Raw genomic sequence first — 22,174 nt, forward strand, 5'->3', positions numbered from 1 at the left:
ACCTCTGATTAGGGGCGGCTACTGTACGGCGCGCGGGGCGCGTATGGCTGGCATGCTGGGCTCGCCCCGTTTCCCACCTTCCCAGGAGCTTGTCATGCAGCTGGACTTTCATCAGGTCGATGCCTTCACCCAACGCCCTTTCGGCGGCAACCCGGCGATGGTGTATCGCCTCGACGCCTGGCTCGACGATCAGCTCATGCAACGCATCGCCGCCGAGCACAACCTGTCGGAAACCGCCTTCCTGGTGAAGGAGGGCAGCGCCTGGCATATCCGCTGGTTCACGCCCAAGGCCGAGGTGCCGCTTTGTGGTCACGCGACCCTGGCCAGCGCCCATGTGCTGTTCGAGCTCTACCAGGAGCCGGGCGACTGCCTGGAGTTCATCAGCAAGTCCGGCGAATTGCGTGTGATCCGCGAGGAGGAGGGGCGGCTGGCGCTGGATTTTCCCGCGCAGGTGCCCCAGGAAGTGGGGGTGACGCTGGAGTTGGAACACGCGCTAGGCATCGCCCCGGTGGATGCCCTGGGGGCCAACTTCCTGCTTGCGGTGCTGGAGTCGGAACAGGCGGTACGTGAATGCACGCCCGACCTCAAGGCCTTGGCCAAACTGCCCTGGTCGGGAGTGATCATCACGGCGGCGGGGATGAAGCATGATTTCGTCTCGCGCTTCTTCGCCCCGGTGATCGGCATCGATGAAGACCCGGTGACGGGAGCCGCCCACTGCGCCCTGATCCCCTACTGGGCGAATCGCCTCGGCAAATCCGTACTGCGCGCCGAACAATGCTCCGCCCGCAGCGGCGACCTCTGGTGCCGGCTGGATGGCGACCGGGTGAGCATCGCGGGGCATTCGGTGCTGGTGGCCAGTGGGCGGTTGTGGATCTAGCCCCGGGCAACGAGTTCACTTGCGTGCGTAGGGTGGATCACGCTTCACCGATCCACCTTTGATGGCCGGCGCAAGGCAGGTTGGTGGATAGAAAAGCGCTATCCACCCTACATGACCAACTCAGGGGCACGCTTTCCCGTGGGGCGAATTCATTGGCCAAGCTGCCCGAAGGACGTCCCAGGGCCCCTTCGTGCGTCAGAGCGCGCCGCTGATGCGGCGAACCCCTGATTCCTGCGGCGTGTAGTGGGCGGCGACGCTGCCCATGGCGGGAAACACCACCAGGTGATCGGCGGCGATGCGGATGCCGACTTCCTGCCCGGGCTGGTGGTCGGCATGGCTGGGGAAGATGGATTCCAGCTGGCTGCCGGTGGGCAGTTGCAGTCGGTACAGGGTGGCGGCGCCGAGGAAGGTCTTGCCGATCACCGTGGCGCGCAGTTCGCTCTCCGGAGCATGCACGATGTCGTCCGGGCGCAGCAGCACATCCACCGCCGAGCCCTGGGGCCAGGTGTAGGCGCGGTTGCCGCGGATGGTGCCCAGTTCAGTGTTCACCGCATCGGCGGAGACCAACTGGCCACGGATGAAATAGCCCTGGCCGACGAAACTGGCGACGAAGGGCGTCAGTGGCTCATGGTACAGGTTGTAGGGGGTGTCCCACTGTTCCAGCAGGCCGTCGCGGAACACGCCGACGTGGTCGCTGACGGCGAAGGCTTCTTCCTGGTCATGGGTGACCAGGATGGCGCTGGTGCCGCGCGCCTTGAGGATCTCGCGGACCTCCTGGCTGAGGCGCCGGCGCAGTTCCCCGTCGAGGTTGGAGAAGGGCTCGTCGAGCAGCAGCAGACGCGGCTCCGGCGCCAGGGCGCGGGCCAGGGACACCCGCTGTTGCTGGCCGCCGGACAACTCGTGGGGATAGCGTGCGGCCAGGTGGCCCAGCTTCACCAGTTCCAGCAGTTCACCGACCTTGCGCTCGCAGTCCGGCTCCTTGCGGATGCCGAAGGCGACGTTTTCGGCCACCGTCAGGTGGGGGAACAGTGCGTAGTCCTGGAACACCATGCCGATCCGCCGCTTCTCCGGCGCCAGGGTGTAGCCGGCGCGGGAGATGACCTCATCGGCCAGCTGGATCTCGCCTTCCAGTACCGGCTCGAAGCCGGCGATGGCGCGCAGGGTAGTGGTCTTGCCGCAGCCCGAGGGGCCGAGCAGGCAGCCGATGTCACCGGCGTTGAGATGAAGGTTCAGGCCCCGCACAACCTGGTGTTCGTGGTAACCGCAACTGAGGTTGTGCAGGCTGAGGAGTATTTCGCGAGTCATGCGTGATGGGTGTGTTCGACCAGCAGTTCGAGCAGGGCTTTCTGGGCATGGAGACGGTTTTCCGCCTGGTCCCAGGCCACCGAGCGCGGATCGTCGAGCAGGTCGATGCTGATCTCTTCACCGCGATGGGCCGGCAGGCAGTGCATGAATATCACGTCCTCGGCGGCCAGGTCGAGCAGCGCCTGGTTGACCTGGTAGGGCGCAAACAGCGCCAGGCGCTGGGCCGTTTCCTCTTCCTGGCCCATGGAGGTCCAGACGTCGGTGCTGACCAGGTGGGCGCCAGCGACCGCTTCGCGCGGATCACGCAGCACTTTCACGCGGTCGCCGGCCTTGGCGAGGAAGTCCGGGTTGGGCTCGTAGCCCTCTGGACAGGCGACGCGCAGCTGGAAGTCGAACTGGATCGCCGCCTCTATATAGGTGTTGCACATATTGTTGCCGTCACCGATCCAGGCCACTGTCTTGCCCTGGATGCTGCCGCGATGCTCAAGGAAGGTCTGCATGTCGGCCAGCAGCTGGCAGGGGTGGAGGTCGTCGGACAGGCCGTTGATCACCGGCACCCGCGAGTGGGCGGCGAACTCGGTGAGCGTGCTGTGGGCAAAGGTCCGGATCATCACCGCATCGAGCATGCGCGACATGACGATGGCGCTGTCGCTGATCGGCTCGCCACGGCCAAGCTGGGTGTCGCGCGGGGACAGGAAGATGGCCTGGCCGCCGAGCTGGATCATTCCGGCTTCGAACGAAAGACGGGTACGGGTGGAAGCCTTCTCGAAGATCATCCCGAGCACGCGGCTTTTCAGGGGCTCGTAACGCACGCCTCGGTTGCGCAGATCCTTCAGCTCGCTGCCTCGACGGATCAGGCTGTTCAGCTCCTGGGGAGTACAGTCCATCAGGGAGAGAAAATGCCTAGCGCTCATGGTTACTACCTTTCTTCTTTTGTCACTGGCCGCTGTCCTGGCCGGTGTTGCGGGAACAAAGCAGGCGGGACGGGCGGTTGGAGCCGCACGTGGCGACGATTTAGGGGGAAGGCGCGATCTTATAAGGAAATGTCGCGGTTTTCCAATATGTACCGGAAGCCGCGTCGTTCGCGGCTATGCACCTGACGGGCCCGTGTTCGCCGGAGCATCACCAAACCCGCGCCGGACCGTCCCCGCTTGCCTTTTTTAACGGGACGCACGTTGTACAACGGGGCTGGAGAATTTGGCAATCGCACGCGAGTGGGAATTGCTCTGTCCCAAGGGGATGAAGGACGCATAGGCGTGGAGAGGTTGATGCGCTGACAGTCGCGTGTGCCTGACCGGGCACGCAAGAGCCTACAGAACTGGGGGTGGTCAGTTGGGGAAATTTCTCTGGGCCCTTTCGGAAAGCATGAACTTATGCACCCCCACAGCCATTGCTAGGGTGGCGCGTCCCTGAAATCGCCTGATTCGGGGGCTGGTTTCCGTCAAGGAGATTCTACGGAGCCAATCAGAAATCCGAGTATCCATGGAGTAATCGATGAAGAAGTTCCTCGTTCCCGCCGCCCTGGCTGCAACCCTTGCCGCGCTCACCGGCTGCACCAGCTACAACGTCAGCCAGCCGACTTCGCCGCTGAACGGCAAGGTCAGGACCGACCTGAAGGCCGACGTTGCGGTGGGTGAATCGATCAGCGGGCAGTCGGAAGTGAACATCCTGTTCGGCTTCCTGCGTTTTGGCGGTGATTCCCAGTTCGCCGACGGTGTGGCCTATGGTGCAGACAGCGGCGGCGTTCTGCCTTTCGGACCCGATCCGCTCGCCGCGGTGAAATCCGCTGCCGCCTATAAAGCCGTGAAATCCTCCGGAGCCGACCTGATCGTCGCACCGCGCTATGAGCTCAGCGTTCAGGACTACTTCGTCTTCAAGAAGGTCACCGCCAAGGTCACCGGCAACAAGGGCACCATCAAGTCCATCCGCTGAACACCTGGGCGAATCGGCAGGCCTGATGCCTGCCGATTCATGACGCTGACCCTGCTGGCCGAGCAGCGGATCCGGGCCCATAGTCTTGCTCTTTCGACCCGACCGGTCGTCTCGAACAAGAACATGAGGCCAGGCGATGACCAAGACCCTCCACCACCGTGCGTGCCATCTCTGCGAGGCCATCTGCGGCCTGACCATCGAAACCGAAGACCTGGACGACGGCAGCCGCCGCATCCTCTCCATCAAGGGCGATGCCCGGGACAGCTTCAGTCGTGGCCATATCTGCCCCAAGGCCGTGGCCTTGCAGGACATCCAGAATGACCCCGACCGCATTCGTCAGCCCATGCGCCGCGCCGGCAACGAATGGCTGCCGATCGACTGGGACGAGGCCTTCGGCCTGGTCGCCGAGCGCCTGGCCGATATCCAGGCGCGCCATGGCAACAATGCGGTGGCGGTCTATCAGGGCAACCCGAGCGTGCACAACTACGGGCTGATGACCCACAGCAACTACTTCCTCGGCCTGCTCAGGACCCGCGGCCGATTCTCCGCCACCTCCGTGGACCAACTGCCCCATCATCTGATCAGTCAGCAGATGTACGGCCACGGATTGCTGATTCCCATCCCCGATATCGACCACACGCAGTTCATGCTGATCCTCGGCGGCAATCCACTGGCCTCCAACGGCAGCATCATGACGGTGCCGGATGTGGAGAAACGCCTGAAGGCCTTGCAGGCCCGTGGCGGCAAGCTGGTGGTGGTGGACCCGCGGCGCAGCGAGACCGCGGCCATGGCCGATCAGCACTTGTTCGTGCGTCCGGGGCAGGACGCGGCACTGCTGTTCGGCCTGCTCAATACCTTGTTCGAAGAGGGGCTTGGCCGGGCGACCCATCTGCAGGTGGAGGGCCTGGAGCAGGTGCGTGATGCCATCGCCCCCTTCACGCCCGAGGCCATGGGCCTGCGCTGCGGTATCGCAGCGGAGCAGATACGTCAGCTGGCGCGGGACTTTGCCGCGGCCGAGGGGGCGGTCTGCTACGGCCGCATGGGCGTGTCTACCCAGGCCTTCGGTAGCCTCTGCCAATGGCTGATCCAGCTGATCAACCTGGTTACCGGCAATCTGGACAGCGTAAGGGGCGCCCTTTGCACGGAACCGGCGGTGGACTTGGTGGCCGCTACTTCGGGCGGGCATTTCAATCGCTGGCAGAGCCGCGTGTCGGGGCTGCCCGAGTACGGTGGCGAGCTGCCGGTGGCGGCCCTGGCAGAGGAAATGCTGACACCGGGCGAAGGGCAGGTGCGGGCGCTGGTGACCGTGGCCGGCAACCCTGTGTTGTCCACTCCCAATGGGCGCCGGCTGGAGCAGGCGCTGGATGGCCTTGAGTTCATGCTCAGCATCGATCTCTACATCAACGAGACCACGCGCTATGCCGACCTGATCCTGCCGCCCACCGCACCGCACCGCTGGAGCATGAGCACTACGACACCACCTTCAACGTTTTCGCGGTGCGCAACGTCACCCGCTTCAACGAGGCGGTGCTGGCCAAACCGGCGGGGGCATTGCATGACTGGGAAATCTTCGTCGGCCTGGCCAAGGCTTTCGCCGCGCGCACCGGCATCGAGCTGAAACCGACGCTGGCGCCTGAGCAGATGATCGACCTGGGCCTGCGCGCCGGTGCCTACGGCGACCGCTCCGAGCACAAGCTCTCGGTGTCGCGCCTGCGGGAACATCCCCATGGTCTGGACCTCGGGCCGCTCAAGCCGAACCTGGCCGGCCGCATCAAGACCACCAGCGGCAAGGTGGAAGCCGCGCCGGCCATTCTCCTCGCCGACCTCAAGCGCTTCGCCGAGCAGGAGGCGCCAAGGGACGGCGAACTTATGCTGATCGGACGGCGTCACGTGCGCAGCAATAACTCCTGGATGCACAACTATCACCGCCTGGTGAAGGGCAAACCGCGCCATCAGTTGCTGATGCACCCGCAGGACCTGGAATCCCGTGGCCTGGTGGATGGCCAGCGGGTGCGGGTGCGCTCGCGGGTAGGTGTCATCGAGGTGGAGGTCGGGGCCAGCGAGGACATGATGCCGGGCGTGGTCAGCCTGCCGCACGGCTGGGGCCATGCCCGTCCCGGTGTGCGCATGGGTATCGCCAGCGAACAGCCAGGTGCCAGCGCCAACGACCTCACCGACGAACGCCAGATCGATGCGCTTTCCGGCAATGCGGCGCTCAATGGCGTTCCTGTGGAAGTGGTGGCCGCCTGAAGGCACGCTAAGTCCGAGCGCGCCTCTCGGCTTTCCGTTACAATGCCGCCATCCTGCCGACTCGCCAGTCGGAAAGTTCAGCCGAGGTGCCCAATGGATATCATCGAAACCATCAAAGAGCAGATCGCCAACAACACTGTCCTGCTGTACATGAAAGGCTCGCCGAACGCTCCTCAGTGCGGCTTCTCGGCCCGTGCCTCGCAAGTCCTGATGGCTTGTGGTGAAAAGTTCGCCTACGTCGACATCCTGCAGAACCCGGAAATCCGTGCGAACCTGCCGAAGTACGCCAACTGGCCGACCTTCCCGCAGCTCTGGGTGGCCGGCGAGCTGGTTGGCGGCAGCGACATCATGACCGAGATGTTCGAAAAGGGTGAGCTGCAGACCCTGGTCAAGGATGCCGTGAGCAAGGCCAGCGCCTGATCCGTAATCCAATGAAAGAGCCCCGCCAAGTGCGGGGCTTTTTCATTCCGGAAAGTTCTGGTTTATGTCTGGATACTATTTGCCAATTGGAAACATTCCTGTTCGCTGTTCAATTCCCCAATAAGAAGCCCCGCATTTGCGGGGCTTCTTGTTCCGGGGCGGATTATTCGTCCATCTGCGATTGCAGGTAGTTTTCCAGGCCAACTTTGTCGATCAGGCCCAACTGGGTTTCCAGCCAGTCGATGTGCTCTTCCTCGGACTCGAGGATTTCTTCCAGAAGCTCGCGGCTGCCGTAGTCACCGGCACTTTCGCAGTAGGCAATGGCGGCCTTCAGGTCCGGTACGGCGTTCTGTTCCAGTTTGAGGTCGCTGGCCAGCATTTCCTTGGTGTTTTCGCCAATCATCAGCTTGCCAAGGTCTTGCAGGTTGGGAATGCCTTCGAGGAAGAGAATGCGCTTGATCAGCTTGTCCGCATGTTTCATCTCATCGATGGATTCGTGGTACTCGTGGTCGCCCAACTTCTTCAGGCCCCAGTCTTCGTACATGCGGGCGTGCAGGAAATACTGGTTGATCGCAACAAGTTCGTTGCCGAGGATCTTGTTGAGATGCTGTATGACTTTCTTGTCGCCTTTCATGTGCAGTCCTGCCATTGGGAAGAGTGGAAGATTTTTGAATTTTGATCCTGCAAACTTGGTGTGTCAAATCTAAGTCATTGAATTACAAATAAATTTGAATATTAATAAGAACGTTTAACTTCCGCGTTTAACGCCTAAACAGTTGAAAAATAGACATAAAAAAACCGGACGCTGAGGCCCGGTTTTCGAGATTCCGCCGAGTGGTCAGGCGATGGCGTAGGCCGCAGGGTAGGCGAGGGCCGCCTGGCTGCTCTGTACCTCGGCCAGGGTCTCCTTGACCACCTGCTTGGCCAGGCAAGCGCACTTGCCGCATTGGGTACCCACTTCCAGGGCGTTGCGTACTTCGCGATAGCTGCAGCAGCCTTCGTAGATGGCTTCGCGAATTTGACCGTCAGTGACACCTAGACAGAGACAGACGTACATGGCGACTCAGGACTCAGGGGAGTGGTTGGATGGAAGGGATACTAATAGTAATGAGAATGATTGTCAAAGTTATGGCTGGAAGGTGCGAAACAGAGGCTTCCCGGCGGGTTTATGCCGGTCTGCACAGGCTGACCCGGCAGTCGAAAGCGGTGTGCGGGGGAGGTGGCTCGCGTGTATGATTGCGGGTCCTTGCGCAAGCGGGTGTCATGGCGCCGCCACATCGGTCGGCCAAGCTGTGACCCCCGGACACACTGATTACTCATGACAACAGGAGACATGGAATGAGCGTACTCGTAGGCAAACAGGCTCCGGACTTCACCGTTGCCGCGGTTCTGGGCAATGGCGAAATCGTCGAGAACTTCACCCTGTCCGAGGCCATCAAGGGCAAATACGGTCTGGTGTTCTTCTACCCGCTGGACTTCACCTTCGTCTGCCCGTCCGAGCTGATCGCCCTGGATCACCGCATTCCCGAGTTCAAGGCTCGCGGCGTGGAAGTGATCGGTGTGTCGATCGACTCCCACTTCACCCACAACGCCTGGCGTAACACCCCGGTGGACAAGGGCGGCATCGGCCAGGTCAAGTACACCCTGGCTGCCGACATGAAGCACGATATTGCCAAGGCCTACGACGTCGAGTCCGAAGGCGGCGTGGCTTACCGTGGTGCTTTCCTGATCGACAAGAACGGCGTTGTGCGTTCCCAGATCGTCAACGACCTGCCGCTGGGCCGTAACATGGACGAGCTGCTGCGTCTGGTCGACGCCCTGCAATTCACCGAAGAGCACGGCGAAGTCTGCCCGGCCAACTGGAAGAAGGGCGACAAGGGCATGACCGCTTCTCCGGAAGGCGTTGCCAAGTATCTGGCCGAGAACGCTTCTTCCCTGTAAGCGTCAGCAGCCAAAGAAAAAGCCCGGCAATTGCCGGGCTTTTTCATGTCTGGAGCTTCGACGAGCGCTTAGTCCTCGTCGAACCAGCCGCCCATTTCCTTCCAGCGGTTGACGATGCCGCAGAACAGTTCGGCGGTCTTCTCGGTGTCGTAGCGTGCCGAGTGGGCCTCGCGGCCGTCGAACTCGATGCCGGCCGCCTGGCAGGCCTTGGCCAGCACGGTCTGGCCATAGGCAAGGCCGGCGAGGGTCGCGGTGTCGAAGCTGGAGAAGGGGTGGAAGGGGTTGCGCTTGAGGCCGGTGCGGTTCACCGCGGCATTGAGGAAGCCGAGGTCGAAGCTGCTGTTGTGGCCGACCAGGATGGCGCGCTTGCAGCCATTGGCTTTGATCGACTTGCGCAGGCCACGGAAGATTTCCGTCAGCGCGTGCTCCTCGCTCACCGCCATGCGCAGCGGATGGTCCAGCTTGATCCCGGTGAACTCCAGTGCGGCCTGTTCGATGTTGGCGCCTTCGAACGGCTCGATGCGGAAGAAGTGGGTGTGGTCCGGATAGAGGAAGCCCTGCTCGTCCATGGCGATGGTGGTCGCGGCGATTTCCAGCAGGGCGTCGGTGGCAGCGTTGAAACCGCCGGTTTCCACGTCCACCACCACCGGCAGGTAGCCACGGAAGCGCGCCGCCATGGGGTGGCGCGGACCCGACGGCAGGCTGCCGTCCAGTTCGTCGTCGTAGAGATCCTCGCTCACGCTTGCTCCTCCAGCAGGCGCCAGCGCAGCTTTTCGCCGGCGCGCAGTGGTACGACTACCTGCTCGCCGAGCGGCAGCGTGGCCGGCGCGGTCCATTCCTCGCGCACCAGGGTGATGCGGTCGCTGTTGCGCGGCAGGCCGTAGAAGTCCGGGCCGTGGAAGCTGGCGAAGGCTTCCAGCTTATCCAGCGCATTGCGCTGCTCGAAGGCCTCGGCATACAGCTCGATGGCCGCATAGGCGGTGTAGCAGCCGGCGCAGCCGCAGGCGGCTTCCTTGGCGTGCTTGGCGTGGGGCGCCGAGTCGGTGCCGAGGAAGAACTTGGTGCTGCCGCTTGTGGCAGCGTCCAGCAGGGCTTCCTGATGGACGTTGCGCTTGAGGATCGGCAGGCAATAGAAGTGCGGGCGGATGCCGCCGACCAGCATGTGGTTGCGGTTGTACAGCAGGTGGTGGGCAGTGATGGTGGCGCCGACGTTGGCCGGGGCCGAGTTCACAAACTGCACGGCGTCGCCAGTGGTGATGTGCTCGAACACCACCTTCAGGGTCGGGAAGCGCTGCACCACGCGGGAGAGGTGCTCGTCGATGAACACCTTCTCGCGGTCGAACACGTCGATCTCGCCGCGGGTCACTTCACCGTGGACCAGCAGCAGCATGCCCACTTCGGCCATGGCTTCCAGGGCCGGGAAGATCTTGTCGATGCTGGTGACGCCGGAGTCCGAGTTGGTGGTGGCGCCGGCCGGGTAGAGCTTGGCGGCGTGGACGAAGCCGGAAGCCTTGGCGGCGCGGATGTCCTCCGGGCTGGTGCGGTCGGTGAGGTAGAGCACCATCAGCGGCTCGAAGCGGCTGCCGGCCGGGCGGGCGGACAGGATGCGCTGGCGGTAGGCATCGGCCTCCTCGGCATTGCGTACCGGGGGCACCAGGTTGGGCATGATGATGGCGCGGCCGAAGGTGCGGGCGGCATCGGCGACGGTATGGGCCAGCACGGCACCATCGCGCAGATGGATGTGCCAGTCGTCGGGACGCAGGAGGGTCAAACGGTCGGACATGAGGGGCTTCCAGGCGGGCAGAACTGGGCCAACATGCTACCGGAAAAGCCCTACAGGGGCACGCGGGGCTTGAGGCTGGCGCCGGTCGGGGCGTAATCGGCCCTCAAGTTCTGCCGGCTGGAACCGATATCCAGCAGGAACGCCGTAATTCCCCGTGGAGCCCGCCGTGCGCCAGCGCTATCTCGTCTTCCTGAGCTTGCTCGCCAGCCTGCCGGCCATGGCCGTCACCTTCCAGACGCGCCTGGAGAAGGTGGAGTGGAAGGTCGAGGGCGACAAGTTCGAGTGCCGGCTGTCGCAACCGGTCACCGATTTCGGTTCCGGCGAGTTCGTGCGCCGTGCGGGCGAGCAGGCCACCTTCCGCCTGAAAGCGCGTGAACGCTGGATGGGTGCCGGCTCCGCTACGTTGCTGGCGGCTGCCGCGCCGTGGCAGCCGGGGAGGGGCGATATCAATCTCGGCGTGGTCAGCGTCGGCGGCGGCGAAGTGCCGTTCAACAGCTCCCAGGAACAGGCCGGGCGCCTGCTCACCGGTCTGCTGGATGGACGCAGCCCGGTGGTGCGCCACCGCACCCTGCAGGGCGGCGATGCCCTGGAAGTGCGTCTGCTGCCGGTGAGGTTCAACCAGGCCTACCAGGATTACCTGGCCTGCACCGCCAAACTGCTGCCGGTGAACTTCGACCAGGTGAGGCACATGCAGGTCGGTTTTCCCGGCGGCGGCACCGACCTGGATGAGATGGCCCAGGCCAGGCTGGAAATCATCCTCGACTTCATCAAGGCCGACCCCAGCGTCAACCACATCGAAATCGACGGCCATTCCGACAACAGCGGCAACCGCCTGACCAATCGCGACCTTTCCAGGCGCCGTGCCCTGGCGGTCTACGACTATTTCAAGGCCAACGGCTTTGCCGAGTCGCAGATGGTCATGCGCTTCCACGGCGAACGCTATCCGCTGGCGCCGAACAACAGCTCGGCGAACCGGGCGAAGAACCGCCGCGCCACCGTGCAACTGTCTCGCGTGGACCTGCCGGTGGCACCACCGGCTACCGAACCGGCCCCGGCCGAGGCGCCTGCTCCCACCGCCGCGCCCGGCGTTCCTGCCGCCACCCCCGGCGCGCCTGCTGCTGTCCCCGGTATTAGGGAAGAGGCTTCCAGCCCTGCGCTGCCGACTGGCTCCTGAGTCTGCCGTCCGTCGCGCGCTCGACAGAATCTGTCGCCTCGTCGTCACAAGCTGTCGCGCCACTGTAATTTGGCCGCCAGGGTCAGTAGAATCACGGGTTTTTCGTACAACCCCCGTGGAGTTGATGGCATGGCGGACGTAAAGAAGGTTGTCCTGGCTTATTCCGGTGGCCTGGACACCTCGGTGATCCTCAAGTGGCTGCAAGATACCTATAACTGTGAAGTGGTGACCTTCACCGCCGACCTCGGCCAGGGCGAGGAGGTCGAGCCGGCCCGCGCCAAGGCCAAGGCCATGGGCGTCAAGGAAATCTACATCGACGACCTGCGCGAAGAGTTCGTTCGCGATTTCGTCTATCCGATGTTCCGCGCCAACACCATCTATGAAGGCGAGTACCTGCTGGGCACTTCCATCGCCCGTCCGCTGATCGCCAAGCGCCTGATCGAGATCGCCAACGAGACCGGCGCCGACGCCATCTCCCATGGCGCCACCGGCAAGGGCAACGACCAGGTGCGCTTCGAGCTGGGCGCCTATGCGCTGAAACCGGGCGTCAAAGTGATCGCTCCCTGGCGCGAGTGGGACCTGCTGTCCCGCGAGAAGCTGATGGATTACGCCGAGAAGCACGGCATCCCGATCGAGCGCCACGGCAAGAAGAAGTCCCCGTACTCCATGGACGCCAACCTGCTGCACATCTCTTACGAGGGCGGCGTGCTGGAAGACACCTGGACCGAGCACGAAGAAGACATGTGGCGCTGGACCAAGTCCCCGGAAGCCGCGCCGAACACCCCGACCTACATCGAGCTGACCTACCGTAACGGCGACATCGTCGCCATCGACGGCAAGGACATGACCCCGGCGCAGGTGCTGACCGAGCTGAACCGCATCGGTGGCGAGAATGGCATCGGCCGCCTCGACATCGTCGAGAACCGCTATGTCGGCATGAAGTCCCGTGGCTGCTACGAGACCCCCGGCGGCACCATCATGCTCAAGGCCCACCGCGCCATCGAGTCCATCACCCTGGACCGCGAAGTGGCCCACCTGAAAGACGAGCTGATGCCCAAGTACGCCAGCCTGATCTACACCGGCTACTGGTGGAGCCCGGAGCGTCTGATGCTGCAGCAGATGATCGACGCCTCCCAGGCCAACGTGAACGGCGTGGTGCGCCTGAAGCTGTACAAGGGCAACGTCATCGTGGTCGGCCGCAAGTCCGACGACTCCCTGTTCGACGCCAACATCGCCACCTTCGAGGACGATGCCGGCGCCTACAACCAGGCCGACGCCGCGGGCTTCATCAAGCTCAACGCCCTGCGCATGCGCATCGCCGCCGGCAAGGGCCGCAAGCTGTTCTGATAAGCTTGCCAGCATGAGCCTACGAACCCCGGCCACGAGCCGGGGTTCGTCTTTCAGAGCCCGTGATCACGGGCAACCGATGAGGATGTAACGATGAGACTGCTGCATACCATGCTGCGAGTCGGCGACCTGGACAAATCCATCGCCTTCTACACCGAAGTGCTGGGCATGACCCTGCTGCGCCGCAAGGACTACCCGGATGGCCAGTTCACCCTGGCATTCGTTGGGTACGGCGACGAAGCCCACAACAGCGTGATCGAGCTGACCTTCAACTGGGGTGTGGATAACTACGAGCTGGGCACCGGCTACGGCCACATCGCCCTGGAAGTGGACGATGTCTACAAGGCCTGCGAGGACATTCGCGCCCGTGGCGGCAAGATCACCCGCGAGCCGGGGCCGATGAAGCACGGCACCAGCATCCTCGCCTTCGTCGAGGACCCCGACGGCTACAAGATCGAGCTGCTCTCGCCGTCGCGCAAAGACTGAGGTTATGTGCTGATATGAATCCGGGGCAGCATGGCCCCGGTCCGGAGGCGTGGGTCTATGGATGGTTCCGCAGTCAGCTACGAACGCAATCTCGAATACCTGGTGCGGGCCATCCAGGAGCTGTCCCTGGCGCGAAGCCTCGACCGGATCGCCGAGATAGTCCGCAGTGCCGCCCGTGAGCTGGTGGGCGCCGACGGTGCCACTTTCGTCCTGCGCGATGGCGATCGCTGCTACTACAAGGACGAGGACGCCATCTCACCGCTGTGGAAGGGCCTGCGTTTCCCCATGGAAACCTGCATCAGCGGCTGGGCCATGATTAACCGCACACCGGCGGTGATCGAAGACATCTACCTCGACCCGCGCATTCCCCACGACGCCTACCGTCCCACCTTCGTCAATAGCCTGGTCATGGTGCCGATCCGCAGCCTGGCGCCGGTGGGCGCCATCGGTACCTACTGGGCTACCCACTACGCGGCCAGCGAGCGTGAAGTGGGCCTGCTGCAGGCGCTGGCGGATTCGACGTCGGTGGCGATGGAAAACGTCCAGCTCTACAACGAACTGGAACAACGGGTGATCGCCCGTACCCAGGAACTGGTGGCCGCCAACCGCCTGCTCTACGACGAAGCCTGCGAGCGTGAACGGGTGGAACAGGAGATCCAGCGTTTCGCCCAACTGGACCTGCTCACGGGCCTCAACAATCGTTTCGGCTTCCTGCGCCAGGCCGCCGAGGCACTCGACGCCGCGCGCCGGCGCAACATGTCCTGCCTGTTGCTTCACCTCGTGCTGGACACTGAGGACGGTGAGCCGGGTGATGACCTGCCAATGAGCGCTGCGCGGTTGCTGCGCGAGCAGTTCCGCAGGGGCGACTTGCTGGCGCGTCTTGGTGCTGGCGAATTCCTGGTGATGACCAGCGGCTACGGCGATCCGAATGCCGTCCTGCAACGCCTGCGTGCCGGCCTGGGAGCATTCAACCGTGCTGCGGACCGGCGCCTGGCGCTGCGCGTAGGACATGCCGAATCCACCCGTGGGCAGGGGCTCGAGCAGTTGCTGCAGGAAGCGGAGAACGCGCTTCAGCGCCTTGGACCGGGCAAGGCTGACGCCTGATCCTGGCTGGACGCCAGGCTTCGCTATATAGTTCGCCACACAGCGAAAACTGATCCCCCGGTCAACCCCATGAGCTTTCCCCTCGATCGCACCGACCTGGCCGCCATCTGGCTGACCCTCGAACTGGCCACGCTCACCACCCTCCTGTTGTTGGTGGTAGGAACGCCCATCGCCTGGTGGCTGGCGCGCACCACCTCGCGCCTCAAGGGGCCGGTTGCCGCCGTGGTCGCCCTGCCACTGGTGCTGCCACCCACCGTCATCGGCTTCTATCTGCTGGTGAGCATGGGGCCCCAAGGATTCATCGGCCAGTTCACCCAGGGCCTCGGTCTCGGCACCTTGCCCTTCACCTTCGCCGGTCTGGTGGTGGGCTCGGTGATCTACTCCATGCCCTTCGTGGTGCAGCCCCTGCAGAACGCATTCACCGCCATCGGCACGCGTCCGCTGGAAGTGGCCGCGACCCTGCGGGCGGGCCCGTGGGACACCTTCTTCTCGGTGGTGCTGCCGCTCGCGCGGCCGGGCTTCGTCACCGCCTCGATCCTCGGTTTCGCCCACACCGTGGGCGAGTTCGGCGTGGTGCTGATGATCGGTGGGAACATCCCGGAGAAGACGCGCGTGGTCTCGGTGCAGATCTTCGACCACGTTGAAGCCATGGAGTACGCCCAGGCCCATTGGCTGGCCGGCGGCATGCTGCTGTTCTCCTTCCTCATCCTGCTGGCGCTCAATACCAGCCGGCGCCTGAAACCGGGCTGGACCTGAACCATGCAACAGATTCGCGCGCGTTTCCGCCTGCGCCATCCGGGCTTCGCCCTGGATACCGACCTCAAGCTGCCCGGCCGCGGCGTCAGTGCCCTGTTCGGCCATTCCGGCTCGGGCAAGACCAGCCTGCTGCGGTGCATCGCCGGACTGGAGCGCGCCGCCGAGGGCTTTCTGGAGATCAACGGCGAGGTCTGGCAGGACAGTGCCCGCGGCCATTTCCTGCCCACCCACAAGCGCCCGCTGGGCTATGTGTTTCAGGAGGCCAGCCTTTTCGAGCACCTCCCGGTACGGCGCAACCTGGAGTTCGGCCAGCACCGCATTCCTGCGCGGGAACGCCGGGTGCAACTGGAGCAGGCGGTGGAGTTGCTGGGGATCGGCCACCTGCTGGAGCGCATGCCGGACGGATTGTCCGGCGGTGAGCGGCAGCGCGTGGGCATCGCCCGTGCGCTGCTGACCAGCCCGCGCCTGCTGCTGATGGACGAGCCGCTGGCGGCGCTGGACCTCAAGCGCAAGGGCGAAATCCTGCCCTACCTGGAGCGCCTGCACGATGAGCTGGATATCCCGCTGCTCTATGTCAGCCACTCGCCGGATGAAGTGGCGCGCCTGGCCGATCACCTGGTGCTGCTGGACAACGGCCAGGTGTTGGCCAGCGGGCCGCTGGACCAGACCCTGGCGCGGCTCGACCTGCCCACCGCCCAGGAAGACGAAGCCGGCGTGGTGATCGAAGGTCGGATTCAGGGTTTCGATGAGCGCTACCAGTTGCTCTCCCTGGCGCTTCCAGGCAGTTCCCTGAGCATGCGCGTGGCCCATTCGCCGGTTGCCCAAGGACGCACCCTGCGCTTCCGGGTGCTGGCGCGGGACGTCAGCCTGAGCCTTGAGAAGCAGCGCGACAGCAGCATTCTCAACCTGCTCCCGGCGCGGGTGGTGGACGAGGTGCCGGCGGCGAACCCGGCCCATATGCTGGTGCGCCTCGATGTCGACGGTACGCCTATGCTGGCGCGCATCACCCGCTATTCCCGCGACCAGCTGGGGCTCTACCCCGGCCAGGCACTCTGGGCGCAGATCAAATCGGTGGCTGTACTGGCCTGAAGGGCATGAATGGTTGCAGGAGCGAATTCATTTTATGACTCAGGCTGTCTGGCTGGAGCGGCGGAGCTGACTACGTAGGGTGCGCCGCGCGCACCAAGGGTTGAGTGAGGCGCACGGGCTGATCCCGGGATCGGTGCGCATGGCGCACCCTACGGTGGGGCAAGTGCATGAGTTTCGCTCTGGGTGCGCAGGTAGGCCCCGGCCCCCCTTATAAGGGGTAAAAGTAAGTTCACGTCCTACGAACGTGGATTTTTACTGGCGAATGGATTCGCTCCACAGGTTCAGAGGGCGTCCTGGTGGCCGGCCGGCTCGAAGCACACGCAATCACGGCCGGACTGCTTGGCGCGGTAGAGGCCTCGGTCGGCGCGGCCGATCAGGCTGTCCAGGGAGTCATTCGGGTGCATTTCGGCGAGGCCGATGCTGGTGGTCACGTGGAGGTTCACGCCCCTGAAGGGGTAGCGTTGGATGGACACTCCGCTGCGGACCTTTTCCGCCATCTGGTGCGCGGTGGCGTTGCCCGTGTCCTTGAGCAGGATGATGAATTCCTCGCCGCCCCAGCGACAGATGATGTCCGACTTGCGCAGGTCGTCGCGCAGATTCTGGGCGAAGCCCTGCAGTACCTGGTCGCCGGCCTGGTGCCCGTAGGTGTCGTTGAGCAGTTTGAAGTGGTCGAGGTCCAGCAATAGCGCGGTGAGTGGCCGGCGGTCGCGGCGGGCTTCCTGCAGTGCCTGGCCGGCGAGCAATTCGAAGCCGCGGCGGTTGGGCAGTCCGGTGAGGCTGTCGGTAGTGGCCAGGGCGGCGATGCTGCGTTGGTAGCGCCCCATCAGGCGGCCGACCAGGAACAGCATGATGGCGGTGACGACCAGGCAGATCAGCAGGTTGAGGTAGAGCGTGTTGCGGATGCCGGCGAGCAGGCCGCCCTCGTGCTTGTCGACGAAGAGGAACCAGTCCAGCTCGGGGATGTAGCGCACGTTGAGGTAGTGATCGCGGCCACGCTCCTGGTACTCGAACTTGCCGGTCTGCGGGCGGCCCAGGCGGGCCTGCAGGTCTTCCAGGCCCGGCACCTCGGCGAGCGACTGGCCGGCCCGCGCGCCCGTCGGGCCGCCGTCGGCACCGGTGAGGACGATGCGCCCGTTGGTGTCGACGAAATAGACGCTGCGGTCGTAGCGCCGCTGGTATTCGTCGATGAGCTTGATCACCGCGTCCACCGTCAGGCCCACGCCCGTGGCGCCGATGAACTTGCCGTCGTAGTCGAACACCTTGTAGTTGATGAAGATGGTCAGCCGATCCTGGTTGGCCATGTCGACGTCGACGTTGATCTCGTAAGGCTCCTTCAGATCACGCACGCGGAAGTACCAGATGTCCCTGGGTTCGTCGCGGCGTATGTGCTTGAGCACACCCTTGGTCTGGTAGTAGGTGAGGGTGCGGTCGGAGATGAAGAAGCTGGTGAAGGCGCCGTAATGTTGCTGAACTTCGCGCAGGTAGCGGGTCATCTGCTCGACGTCCTTCTCGCCGTGCATCACCCAGTCGCGGACGAAGGTGTCGCGGCTCATCATCGAGGAGATCAGGATGGGGCGTACCAGGTCCTTCTGGATCTCCGAATAGACATTGTCCGAGGTCAGCGGTAGCTCGGTATTGACGATGCTGTTGCGGATCGACTTCAGCGATGCCTGGTAACTGACCAGCGAAGTCGCCAGGAATCCGCAGCCGAGCAGCAGGACCAGGGCGAGGAACAACAGCCGATGGCTGTGCTTGTTGTGTTCTCGTAACGGCATCGGGAAACGCGACCTCCGGATAGTGGCGCAATGCTAGCCTGCGCTAACACAGGCGTCACGAACGGGTACTTGACGCCAGGCTTTCGGCGATTCAGCCCTTTCCTTGACCCTCCATCCGCTCCAGTGACGGAGCCTCGTCCATCCAGGGTTCGAGGCGCTGGCCGAAGCTGACCCGCGCCTGGAAGGGGGGCGGCCGGTCGTTCTGGCGGCCGCGTTCCAGCGCCTCATCGAGCGTGCGGCGCCAGGCATGGGGCACGTTGATGGCGGTGATCCGCAGCTCGCTGATCTGCCCGGTCAGGTGTCCGTCGCGGACCCAGGCATTCACACTGCCGGGCACGATGGCGTAGCGGCTGCGGTCGGGGTAGCGGATGCGCAGCGCTTCCCGATCCAGGCCGACGTCCACGGCGAACAGGCGGCTGTCGCGCTGCTCTTCATGATCAAGGTAGTCGCGGGCGGCGCGTTCGGCGTCCTGTCGACGCTTGTCGTTCGGTTTTGCGTGCAGCTCGTCGCGGGCGTTGTGCAACTGTTCGCGTGCGCGCTCCAGTTCGGCCTTGCGCGCCGGGCCATCCAGCTCCAGCACCACCAGCACCTCGCGCGCCTGACTGTCATGGCGAGGGTCACCTTTGTCCGGGCCGGCAAAACCGAGGGCCGCCAGCCTGGCCTCGTCCAGCATCAGGCGCTGGTAGCGGTCGTCGCTCGCGGGGTCACTGGGTTGGCGCCAGTCCAGGCGCAGGGCCAGGCCACTGTTCTCGTGACGTGACCACTCGTAGCTGCGGCGCAGTTCGCGCTCGGAGAGCAGCAGGCTGCTTTCCGGCTCGCCGCTGCGGTTGTACCAGACACCGCCCAGGGCGACGACATTGGTCATGGCGATCAGCGCCAGACCGGAGATGAGTGCGCTACGGGTCTTCATGGGCGTGGCCCTTCCTTGCGAACCTCGCTTCGGCGCAGGCGGCCAAGCACCAGCAGGATGAGCACGGCGATCAGCCCCAGGACCAGGAAGAACAGGTACTTGGGCATCAGGTCCCACCACCAGTCGAACAGCTTGATGAAGAGAAAGAGCACGAAGAACAGCAAGCCGGAGTACATGACATCCGGCCAGTCGCGGCGGTTGCCGAGCCAGATGGCCAGTGCCGAAGCGATGAAGCCTGCCAGTTGGTAGAAGGTTTCCACGGCGTTCCCAGCCCAGGGCAGGTAGCTGCCCGCTCCCCAATTGGCCAACACCAGCATCGGCACGAACAGGCCCAGCAGGCCGATCACCCGGTACACCGCGGCGAAGCCGCTGTAGCGCGCCTGGGAGATGAACTGTGGCAACAGGACGATCAGCAGCCCGGCGGGCAGCAGGTGCTCCGGACGTTCGACGCAGTCCAGCCAGTAGAGGCCGGTCCAGCTCGCCAACCGGGTGGCGGACAGGGCCAGGATGCAGGCCAGGCCGGCGCCCAGCAGCAGGCGAACCTCGCACACATAGGCCAGCAACAGGGCGTAGGCGGCCCAGGGCAACAGGGCGCTGTCGCTTGGGGTGATGTTGAAGATCTGCCCGAGCATGGAGACGTTCAGCACGAAGCAGGCGAAGGCGAGGACCGCCGCCAGCCTGGCGAAGTAGCCGGACGTGTCGCGCTGGCGCAGCAGCAGGGTGAGCAGCAGGCTGCCGATGGAAAAGCCGGCGAGGATGCCGACCTGGGCGACTTCGGGGAACAGCCCCCAGAACTGGTAAAAGAAGAACAGCAGGCTGGCGGCCAGCGCCAGGGCGCCCAGCAGGGAGGTGATGCGCATGCCGAGGGACAGGCGGCGGGACTGGGCGTCCGGGTCGATGTCATAGGCACTGCGATAATCGGCCAGCAAGCGCTGATGGTGTTCGCCGAGACGATCGGTCTGGTCGGGGGCGAGCAGCAGGGCCTGCTCTTCGCGCAGGCGCTCCACTTCCCGGTAGAAGGCTTGGATATCGTCGGCGCGGCGTTGCGCCTGATCGCGGCTGAGCAGCGGCATTGCGGGTCCTTTTGCGTGCGTTGCCGCTTGAACTTTAGGACCGCGCAACAGGTTGGGCAATCGGCCTGCGCCGGGTAGGGGAAACTGTGGGAGATTCCATGTCAATCGGCACGTAGGGTGAAAATCCCTTTTGGGATTTCCACCACCGGCGTCCTGCACGGCGTCGCTGGTGGATAGAAAAGCGCTATCCACCCTACATGACTGATCAGCCGGCATGTGAACCTGCGGTGAGCGAATTGATTCGCGATGGGGCGACAACGCAGGACTTCGGCCCGCTTCGCGAATGAATTCGCTCCTACAAAGGCGGTTATCCGGCGTTCCCCCCTCGGCCGATTGGCGCGTTGCAACAAATGGAAAAGGATTTTTCCGACAGATGCCGCGCGTTGTTCCGTAGGACAGGTGTCCAAGGCAGTAGGAGCGATCCCGATCGCCGGCATTTGTCTGCGCTCGTCCCTTGCGGTCGAAGGAGGCCGCCATGTACTACCGATCAATATTCCTCGCAGTGCTGAGCCTGACCCTGAGTGGTTGTGCGGTGTATGACTACGATGACTATGGCTACCGTGGCTACCCCCGTTACTACGATGACGACGACTATCGGGTGTACCGCCATTACGACCGGACTCCGTCCACCTACTACATCGTCGACCATCGCCGCCACGACGACTTCCATAACGACAAGTTCCGCGACGACGATTTCCGCGGCGACCGGCGTTTCGACCCGCACCGGCAAGACTTCAAGATGCACAAGCATCGTTTCGACCGGCGTTTTGATGACAACAACTTCAGGTTCCACCACGATCGGCGCTTCCAGGCCCCACGCTTCGACGACTACCAGGAACGCCGCCACGACTACACCCCGCGCTTGCGGACCTGGGGTCGGAACGACATGGACATGCGCCAGCAGTACCGGGTGCAGCCAGGTTACGAGGCGCGCCCGCATCACCCACGCCACAACAACCGCAGTAGCTGGTCGATGGGCAACCGCCGCTAGAGCGCGGCGAATTGCCGGTCTTCCTCCAGCAGCAGATCCCTTACCGCCCGCGCAGCCGGAGACAGGCTGCGCGCGGCATGGCTGACCACGCCATAGGCCGATGACGACCAGGCATTGGCGGGAATCTCCAGTAGCGCCAGGCGCCCCGCAGCTACGTCGTCAGCCACCACATCCCAGGGCGCCATGCTGATCACGTCGCTCTCTGCCACCAGTGCCTTCAGCACCATGAAGTTATCGCACTCGATGCCCAGCGGTTTCTCGTTGCCGGCAAGTTCACCAATGGCCCGCGCTACCTCCAGCGGCAGCTGGGTGCCGGCCAGGGCATAGCGGGCGATGTCGGTGAACTGCAGCGGGCCCCGATCCAGCAGCGGATGCCCGGGCCGGCAGAAGAGGGTACCGGGGTGGCGGCGCAGGGGCGCGATGTCCAGTAGCGGATCGTCCGTAAGTTCACGGATATCGGCGATGAATATTTCGATGGCGTCGTCCAGCAGGAGCTGGCGCAGGTTGTGCCAGTTCTCCAGGCTGAGCTGCACGCGCACGCCCGGGTATTTGCTGGCGAAACGCCCCAGGGCGCGGGGCACCAGGCGCGCGGCGGGGTAGGGCCCGGCGCCCAGGCGCAGTTCGCCGCTGTCGAGATTGTCGAGCTGGGTCACCGCGCTGCGCAGGGCGCGGCTGCCGTCCAGCAGGCGCCGGGCGTGTTCCAGCACCAGTCGCCCGTGGGCGGTCAGGCTGATCTGCCGTGGACCGCGATCCAGCAGGCTGCAGCCCAGGCTTGCCTCGAGGGCCTGGATGCTGCGGCTGAGCGCTGGCTGGCTGAGATTGACCGCCTCGGCCGCGCGGGCGAAGTGGCCGTATTCGGCGAGGGCGACGAAGTGGCGGAGCTGGCGAAGGTCGTTCATGCGCTTGATGCATCAATATCAGAAAAAGAATGCATTGGAATTATTGTCAGGCCGCTGCCAGC

The 22,174-nt window shown here is 64.1% G+C and carries 21 protein-coding genes and 1 pseudogene; 12 read left to right on the forward strand and 10 right to left on the reverse strand.

The window, feature by feature from the left end; all coding sequences use genetic code 11:
* Positions 1–94: 94 nt before the first annotated feature.
* Entirely contained in the window at positions 95–877 is a 783-nt protein-coding gene (locus ACFW0H_RS24275) for a PhzF family phenazine biosynthesis protein (protein WP_422916403.1), read from the forward strand.
* 195 nt (positions 878–1,072) lie between these two features.
* Here ACFW0H_RS24275 and ACFW0H_RS24280 read toward each other — a convergent pair whose 3' ends face one another.
* Together ACFW0H_RS24280 and argF are read right to left on the reverse strand one after the other, a co-directional pair.
* A complete protein-coding gene (locus ACFW0H_RS24280; RefSeq protein WP_422916404.1) occupies positions 1,073–2,182 on the reverse strand; it encodes an ABC transporter ATP-binding protein in 1,110 nt (369 codons plus the stop codon).
* Positions 2,179–3,096, reverse strand: coding sequence for an ornithine carbamoyltransferase (argF, locus tag ACFW0H_RS24285; RefSeq protein ID WP_422916405.1), 918 nt, complete (start codon positions 3,094–3,096; stop codon positions 2,179–2,181). Before argF ends, ACFW0H_RS24280 begins: the two co-directional genes overlap by 4 nt.
* Before the next feature lie 580 nt (positions 3,097–3,676).
* Here argF and ACFW0H_RS24290 point away from each other — a divergent pair.
* From ACFW0H_RS24290 to grxD, 3 genes and pseudogenes are all read left to right on the forward strand, one after another.
* Positions 3,677–4,114, forward strand: coding sequence for a hypothetical protein (locus ACFW0H_RS24290; RefSeq protein WP_422916406.1), 438 nt, complete (start codon positions 3,677–3,679; stop codon positions 4,112–4,114).
* 136 nt (positions 4,115–4,250) lie between these two features.
* Positions 4,251–6,364, forward strand: a pseudogene (locus ACFW0H_RS24295) (molybdopterin-dependent oxidoreductase).
* 93 nt (positions 6,365–6,457) lie between these two features.
* The gene (gene grxD, locus ACFW0H_RS24300; protein WP_280287760.1) at positions 6,458–6,784 is read left to right on the forward strand and encodes a Grx4 family monothiol glutaredoxin; all 327 of its coding nucleotides are present in this window, start codon (positions 6,458–6,460) and stop codon (positions 6,782–6,784) included.
* Positions 6,785–6,947: 163 nt separating this feature from the next.
* On the opposite strand, the gene bfr is transcribed toward grxD, so the two are convergent.
* Positions 6,948–7,418 carry a bacterioferritin gene (gene bfr, locus ACFW0H_RS24305; protein ID WP_422916407.1) on the reverse strand — a complete coding sequence of 157 codons (471 nt, stop codon included), beginning with the start codon at positions 7,416–7,418 and terminating at the stop codon, positions 6,948–6,950.
* Between the two features lie 204 nt (positions 7,419–7,622).
* The gene (locus tag ACFW0H_RS24310; protein WP_044870649.1) at positions 7,623–7,841 is read right to left on the reverse strand and encodes a bacterioferritin-associated ferredoxin; all 219 of its coding nucleotides are present in this window, start codon (positions 7,839–7,841) and stop codon (positions 7,623–7,625) included.
* Between the two features lie 281 nt (positions 7,842–8,122).
* Between ACFW0H_RS24310 and ACFW0H_RS24315 the strand changes: the two genes are divergently transcribed.
* Positions 8,123–8,725, forward strand: coding sequence for a peroxiredoxin (locus ACFW0H_RS24315; RefSeq protein WP_422916408.1), 603 nt, complete (start codon positions 8,123–8,125; stop codon positions 8,723–8,725).
* A 68-nt stretch (positions 8,726–8,793) separates the two neighbouring features.
* Here the strand turns inward: ACFW0H_RS24315 and rnt are convergent, their stop codons facing one another.
* Entirely contained in the window at positions 8,794–9,465 is a 672-nt protein-coding gene (gene rnt / locus ACFW0H_RS24320; protein ID WP_422916409.1) for a ribonuclease T, read from the reverse strand.
* Positions 9,462–10,508 (reverse strand): dihydroorotase, encoded by a 1,047-nt coding sequence (pyrC, locus tag ACFW0H_RS24325; RefSeq protein WP_422916410.1) that lies wholly within the window; start codon positions 10,506–10,508, stop codon positions 9,462–9,464. The genes rnt and pyrC overlap by 4 nt, the downstream gene beginning before the upstream one ends.
* Positions 10,509–10,674: 166 nt before the next feature.
* Here pyrC and ACFW0H_RS24330 point away from each other — a divergent pair, with 166 nt between their 5' ends.
* From ACFW0H_RS24330 to modC, 6 genes are all read left to right on the forward strand, one after another.
* A complete protein-coding gene (locus ACFW0H_RS24330) occupies positions 10,675–11,682 on the forward strand; it encodes a flagellar protein MotY (protein ID WP_422916411.1) in 1,008 nt (335 codons plus the stop codon).
* A gap of 129 nt (positions 11,683–11,811) precedes the next feature.
* The gene (locus ACFW0H_RS24335) at positions 11,812–13,029 is read left to right on the forward strand and encodes an argininosuccinate synthase (protein ID WP_422916412.1); all 1,218 of its coding nucleotides are present in this window, start codon (positions 11,812–11,814) and stop codon (positions 13,027–13,029) included.
* Positions 13,030–13,122: 93 nt separating this feature from the next.
* A complete protein-coding gene (gloA, locus tag ACFW0H_RS24340; protein WP_422916413.1) occupies positions 13,123–13,515 on the forward strand; it encodes a lactoylglutathione lyase in 393 nt (130 codons plus the stop codon).
* A gap of 57 nt (positions 13,516–13,572) precedes the next feature.
* Positions 13,573–14,619, forward strand: coding sequence for a GGDEF domain-containing protein (locus ACFW0H_RS24345; protein WP_422916414.1), 1,047 nt, complete (start codon positions 13,573–13,575; stop codon positions 14,617–14,619).
* 69 nt (positions 14,620–14,688) lie between these two features.
* Entirely contained in the window at positions 14,689–15,375 is a 687-nt protein-coding gene (modB, locus tag ACFW0H_RS24350; RefSeq protein WP_422916415.1) for a molybdate ABC transporter permease subunit, read from the forward strand.
* A 3-nt stretch (positions 15,376–15,378) separates the two neighbouring features.
* On the forward strand, positions 15,379–16,464 hold the full coding sequence (gene modC, locus ACFW0H_RS24355) for a molybdenum ABC transporter ATP-binding protein (protein ID WP_422916416.1): 1,086 nt from the start codon (positions 15,379–15,381) through the stop codon (positions 16,462–16,464).
* 281 nt (positions 16,465–16,745) lie between these two features.
* Here the strand turns inward: modC and ACFW0H_RS24360 are convergent, their stop codons facing one another.
* The 3 genes from ACFW0H_RS24360 to ACFW0H_RS24370 form a co-directional block, all read right to left on the reverse strand.
* On the reverse strand, positions 16,746–18,239 hold the full coding sequence (locus tag ACFW0H_RS24360) for a sensor domain-containing diguanylate cyclase (RefSeq protein WP_422916417.1): 1,494 nt from the start codon (positions 18,237–18,239) through the stop codon (positions 16,746–16,748).
* A 91-nt stretch (positions 18,240–18,330) separates the two neighbouring features.
* A complete protein-coding gene (locus ACFW0H_RS24365; RefSeq protein ID WP_422916418.1) occupies positions 18,331–19,149 on the reverse strand; it encodes a DUF4824 family protein in 819 nt (272 codons plus the stop codon).
* Positions 19,146–20,222, reverse strand: coding sequence for a DUF2157 domain-containing protein (locus ACFW0H_RS24370; protein WP_422916419.1), 1,077 nt, complete (start codon positions 20,220–20,222; stop codon positions 19,146–19,148). The genes ACFW0H_RS24365 and ACFW0H_RS24370 overlap by 4 nt, the downstream gene beginning before the upstream one ends.
* Positions 20,223–20,697: 475 nt before the next feature.
* Between ACFW0H_RS24370 and ACFW0H_RS24375 the strand changes: the two genes are divergently transcribed.
* Complete coding sequence (locus tag ACFW0H_RS24375; protein WP_422916420.1) at positions 20,698–21,213, forward strand: hypothetical protein; 516 nt, start codon at positions 20,698–20,700, stop codon at positions 21,211–21,213.
* Here the strand turns inward: ACFW0H_RS24375 and ACFW0H_RS24380 are convergent.
* Positions 21,210–22,112, reverse strand: a complete 903-nt coding sequence (locus ACFW0H_RS24380; RefSeq protein ID WP_422916421.1) for a LysR family transcriptional regulator — start codon at positions 22,110–22,112, stop codon at positions 21,210–21,212. The genes ACFW0H_RS24375 and ACFW0H_RS24380 overlap by 4 nt on opposite strands.
* Positions 22,113–22,174: the final 62 nt, after the last annotated feature.

The organism is Metapseudomonas cellulosilytica (genome assembly GCF_049334135.1).
Taxonomy (GTDB): domain Bacteria; phylum Pseudomonadota; class Gammaproteobacteria; order Pseudomonadales; family Pseudomonadaceae; genus Metapseudomonas.

What these genes read in the sequence shown, in the direction of transcription:
- ACFW0H_RS24275 (WP_422916403.1), top strand. Translation starts at nt 95, where the DNA reads ATGCAGCTGGACTTTCATCAGGTCGATGCCTTCACCCAACGCCCTTTC.
- ACFW0H_RS24280 (WP_422916404.1), bottom strand. Translation starts at nt 2,182, where the DNA reads ATGACTCGCGAAATACTCCTCAGCCTGCACAACCTCAGTTGCGGTTAC.
- argF (WP_422916405.1), bottom strand. Translation starts at nt 3,096, where the DNA reads ATGAGCGCTAGGCATTTTCTCTCCCTGATGGACTGTACTCCCCAGGAG.
- ACFW0H_RS24290 (WP_422916406.1), top strand. Translation starts at nt 3,677, where the DNA reads ATGAAGAAGTTCCTCGTTCCCGCCGCCCTGGCTGCAACCCTTGCCGCG.
- grxD (WP_280287760.1), top strand. Translation starts at nt 6,458, where the DNA reads ATGGATATCATCGAAACCATCAAAGAGCAGATCGCCAACAACACTGTC.
- bfr (WP_422916407.1), bottom strand. Translation starts at nt 7,418, where the DNA reads ATGAAAGGCGACAAGAAAGTCATACAGCATCTCAACAAGATCCTCGGC.
- ACFW0H_RS24310 (WP_044870649.1), bottom strand. Translation starts at nt 7,841, where the DNA reads ATGTACGTCTGTCTCTGTCTAGGTGTCACTGACGGTCAAATTCGCGAA.
- ACFW0H_RS24315 (WP_422916408.1), top strand. Translation starts at nt 8,123, where the DNA reads ATGAGCGTACTCGTAGGCAAACAGGCTCCGGACTTCACCGTTGCCGCG.
- pyrC (WP_422916410.1), bottom strand. Translation starts at nt 10,508, where the DNA reads ATGTCCGACCGTTTGACCCTCCTGCGTCCCGACGACTGGCACATCCAT.
- ACFW0H_RS24335 (WP_422916412.1), top strand. Translation starts at nt 11,812, where the DNA reads ATGGCGGACGTAAAGAAGGTTGTCCTGGCTTATTCCGGTGGCCTGGAC.
- gloA (WP_422916413.1), top strand. Translation starts at nt 13,123, where the DNA reads ATGAGACTGCTGCATACCATGCTGCGAGTCGGCGACCTGGACAAATCC.
- ACFW0H_RS24345 (WP_422916414.1), top strand. Translation starts at nt 13,573, where the DNA reads ATGGATGGTTCCGCAGTCAGCTACGAACGCAATCTCGAATACCTGGTG.
- modB (WP_422916415.1), top strand. Translation starts at nt 14,689, where the DNA reads ATGAGCTTTCCCCTCGATCGCACCGACCTGGCCGCCATCTGGCTGACC.
- modC (WP_422916416.1), top strand. Translation starts at nt 15,379, where the DNA reads ATGCAACAGATTCGCGCGCGTTTCCGCCTGCGCCATCCGGGCTTCGCC.
- ACFW0H_RS24360 (WP_422916417.1), bottom strand. Translation starts at nt 18,239, where the DNA reads ATGCCGTTACGAGAACACAACAAGCACAGCCATCGGCTGTTGTTCCTC.
- ACFW0H_RS24365 (WP_422916418.1), bottom strand. Translation starts at nt 19,149, where the DNA reads ATGAAGACCCGTAGCGCACTCATCTCCGGTCTGGCGCTGATCGCCATG.
- ACFW0H_RS24370 (WP_422916419.1), bottom strand. Translation starts at nt 20,222, where the DNA reads ATGCCGCTGCTCAGCCGCGATCAGGCGCAACGCCGCGCCGACGATATC.
- ACFW0H_RS24375 (WP_422916420.1), top strand. Translation starts at nt 20,698, where the DNA reads ATGTACTACCGATCAATATTCCTCGCAGTGCTGAGCCTGACCCTGAGT.
- ACFW0H_RS24380 (WP_422916421.1), bottom strand. Translation starts at nt 22,112, where the DNA reads ATGAACGACCTTCGCCAGCTCCGCCACTTCGTCGCCCTCGCCGAATAC.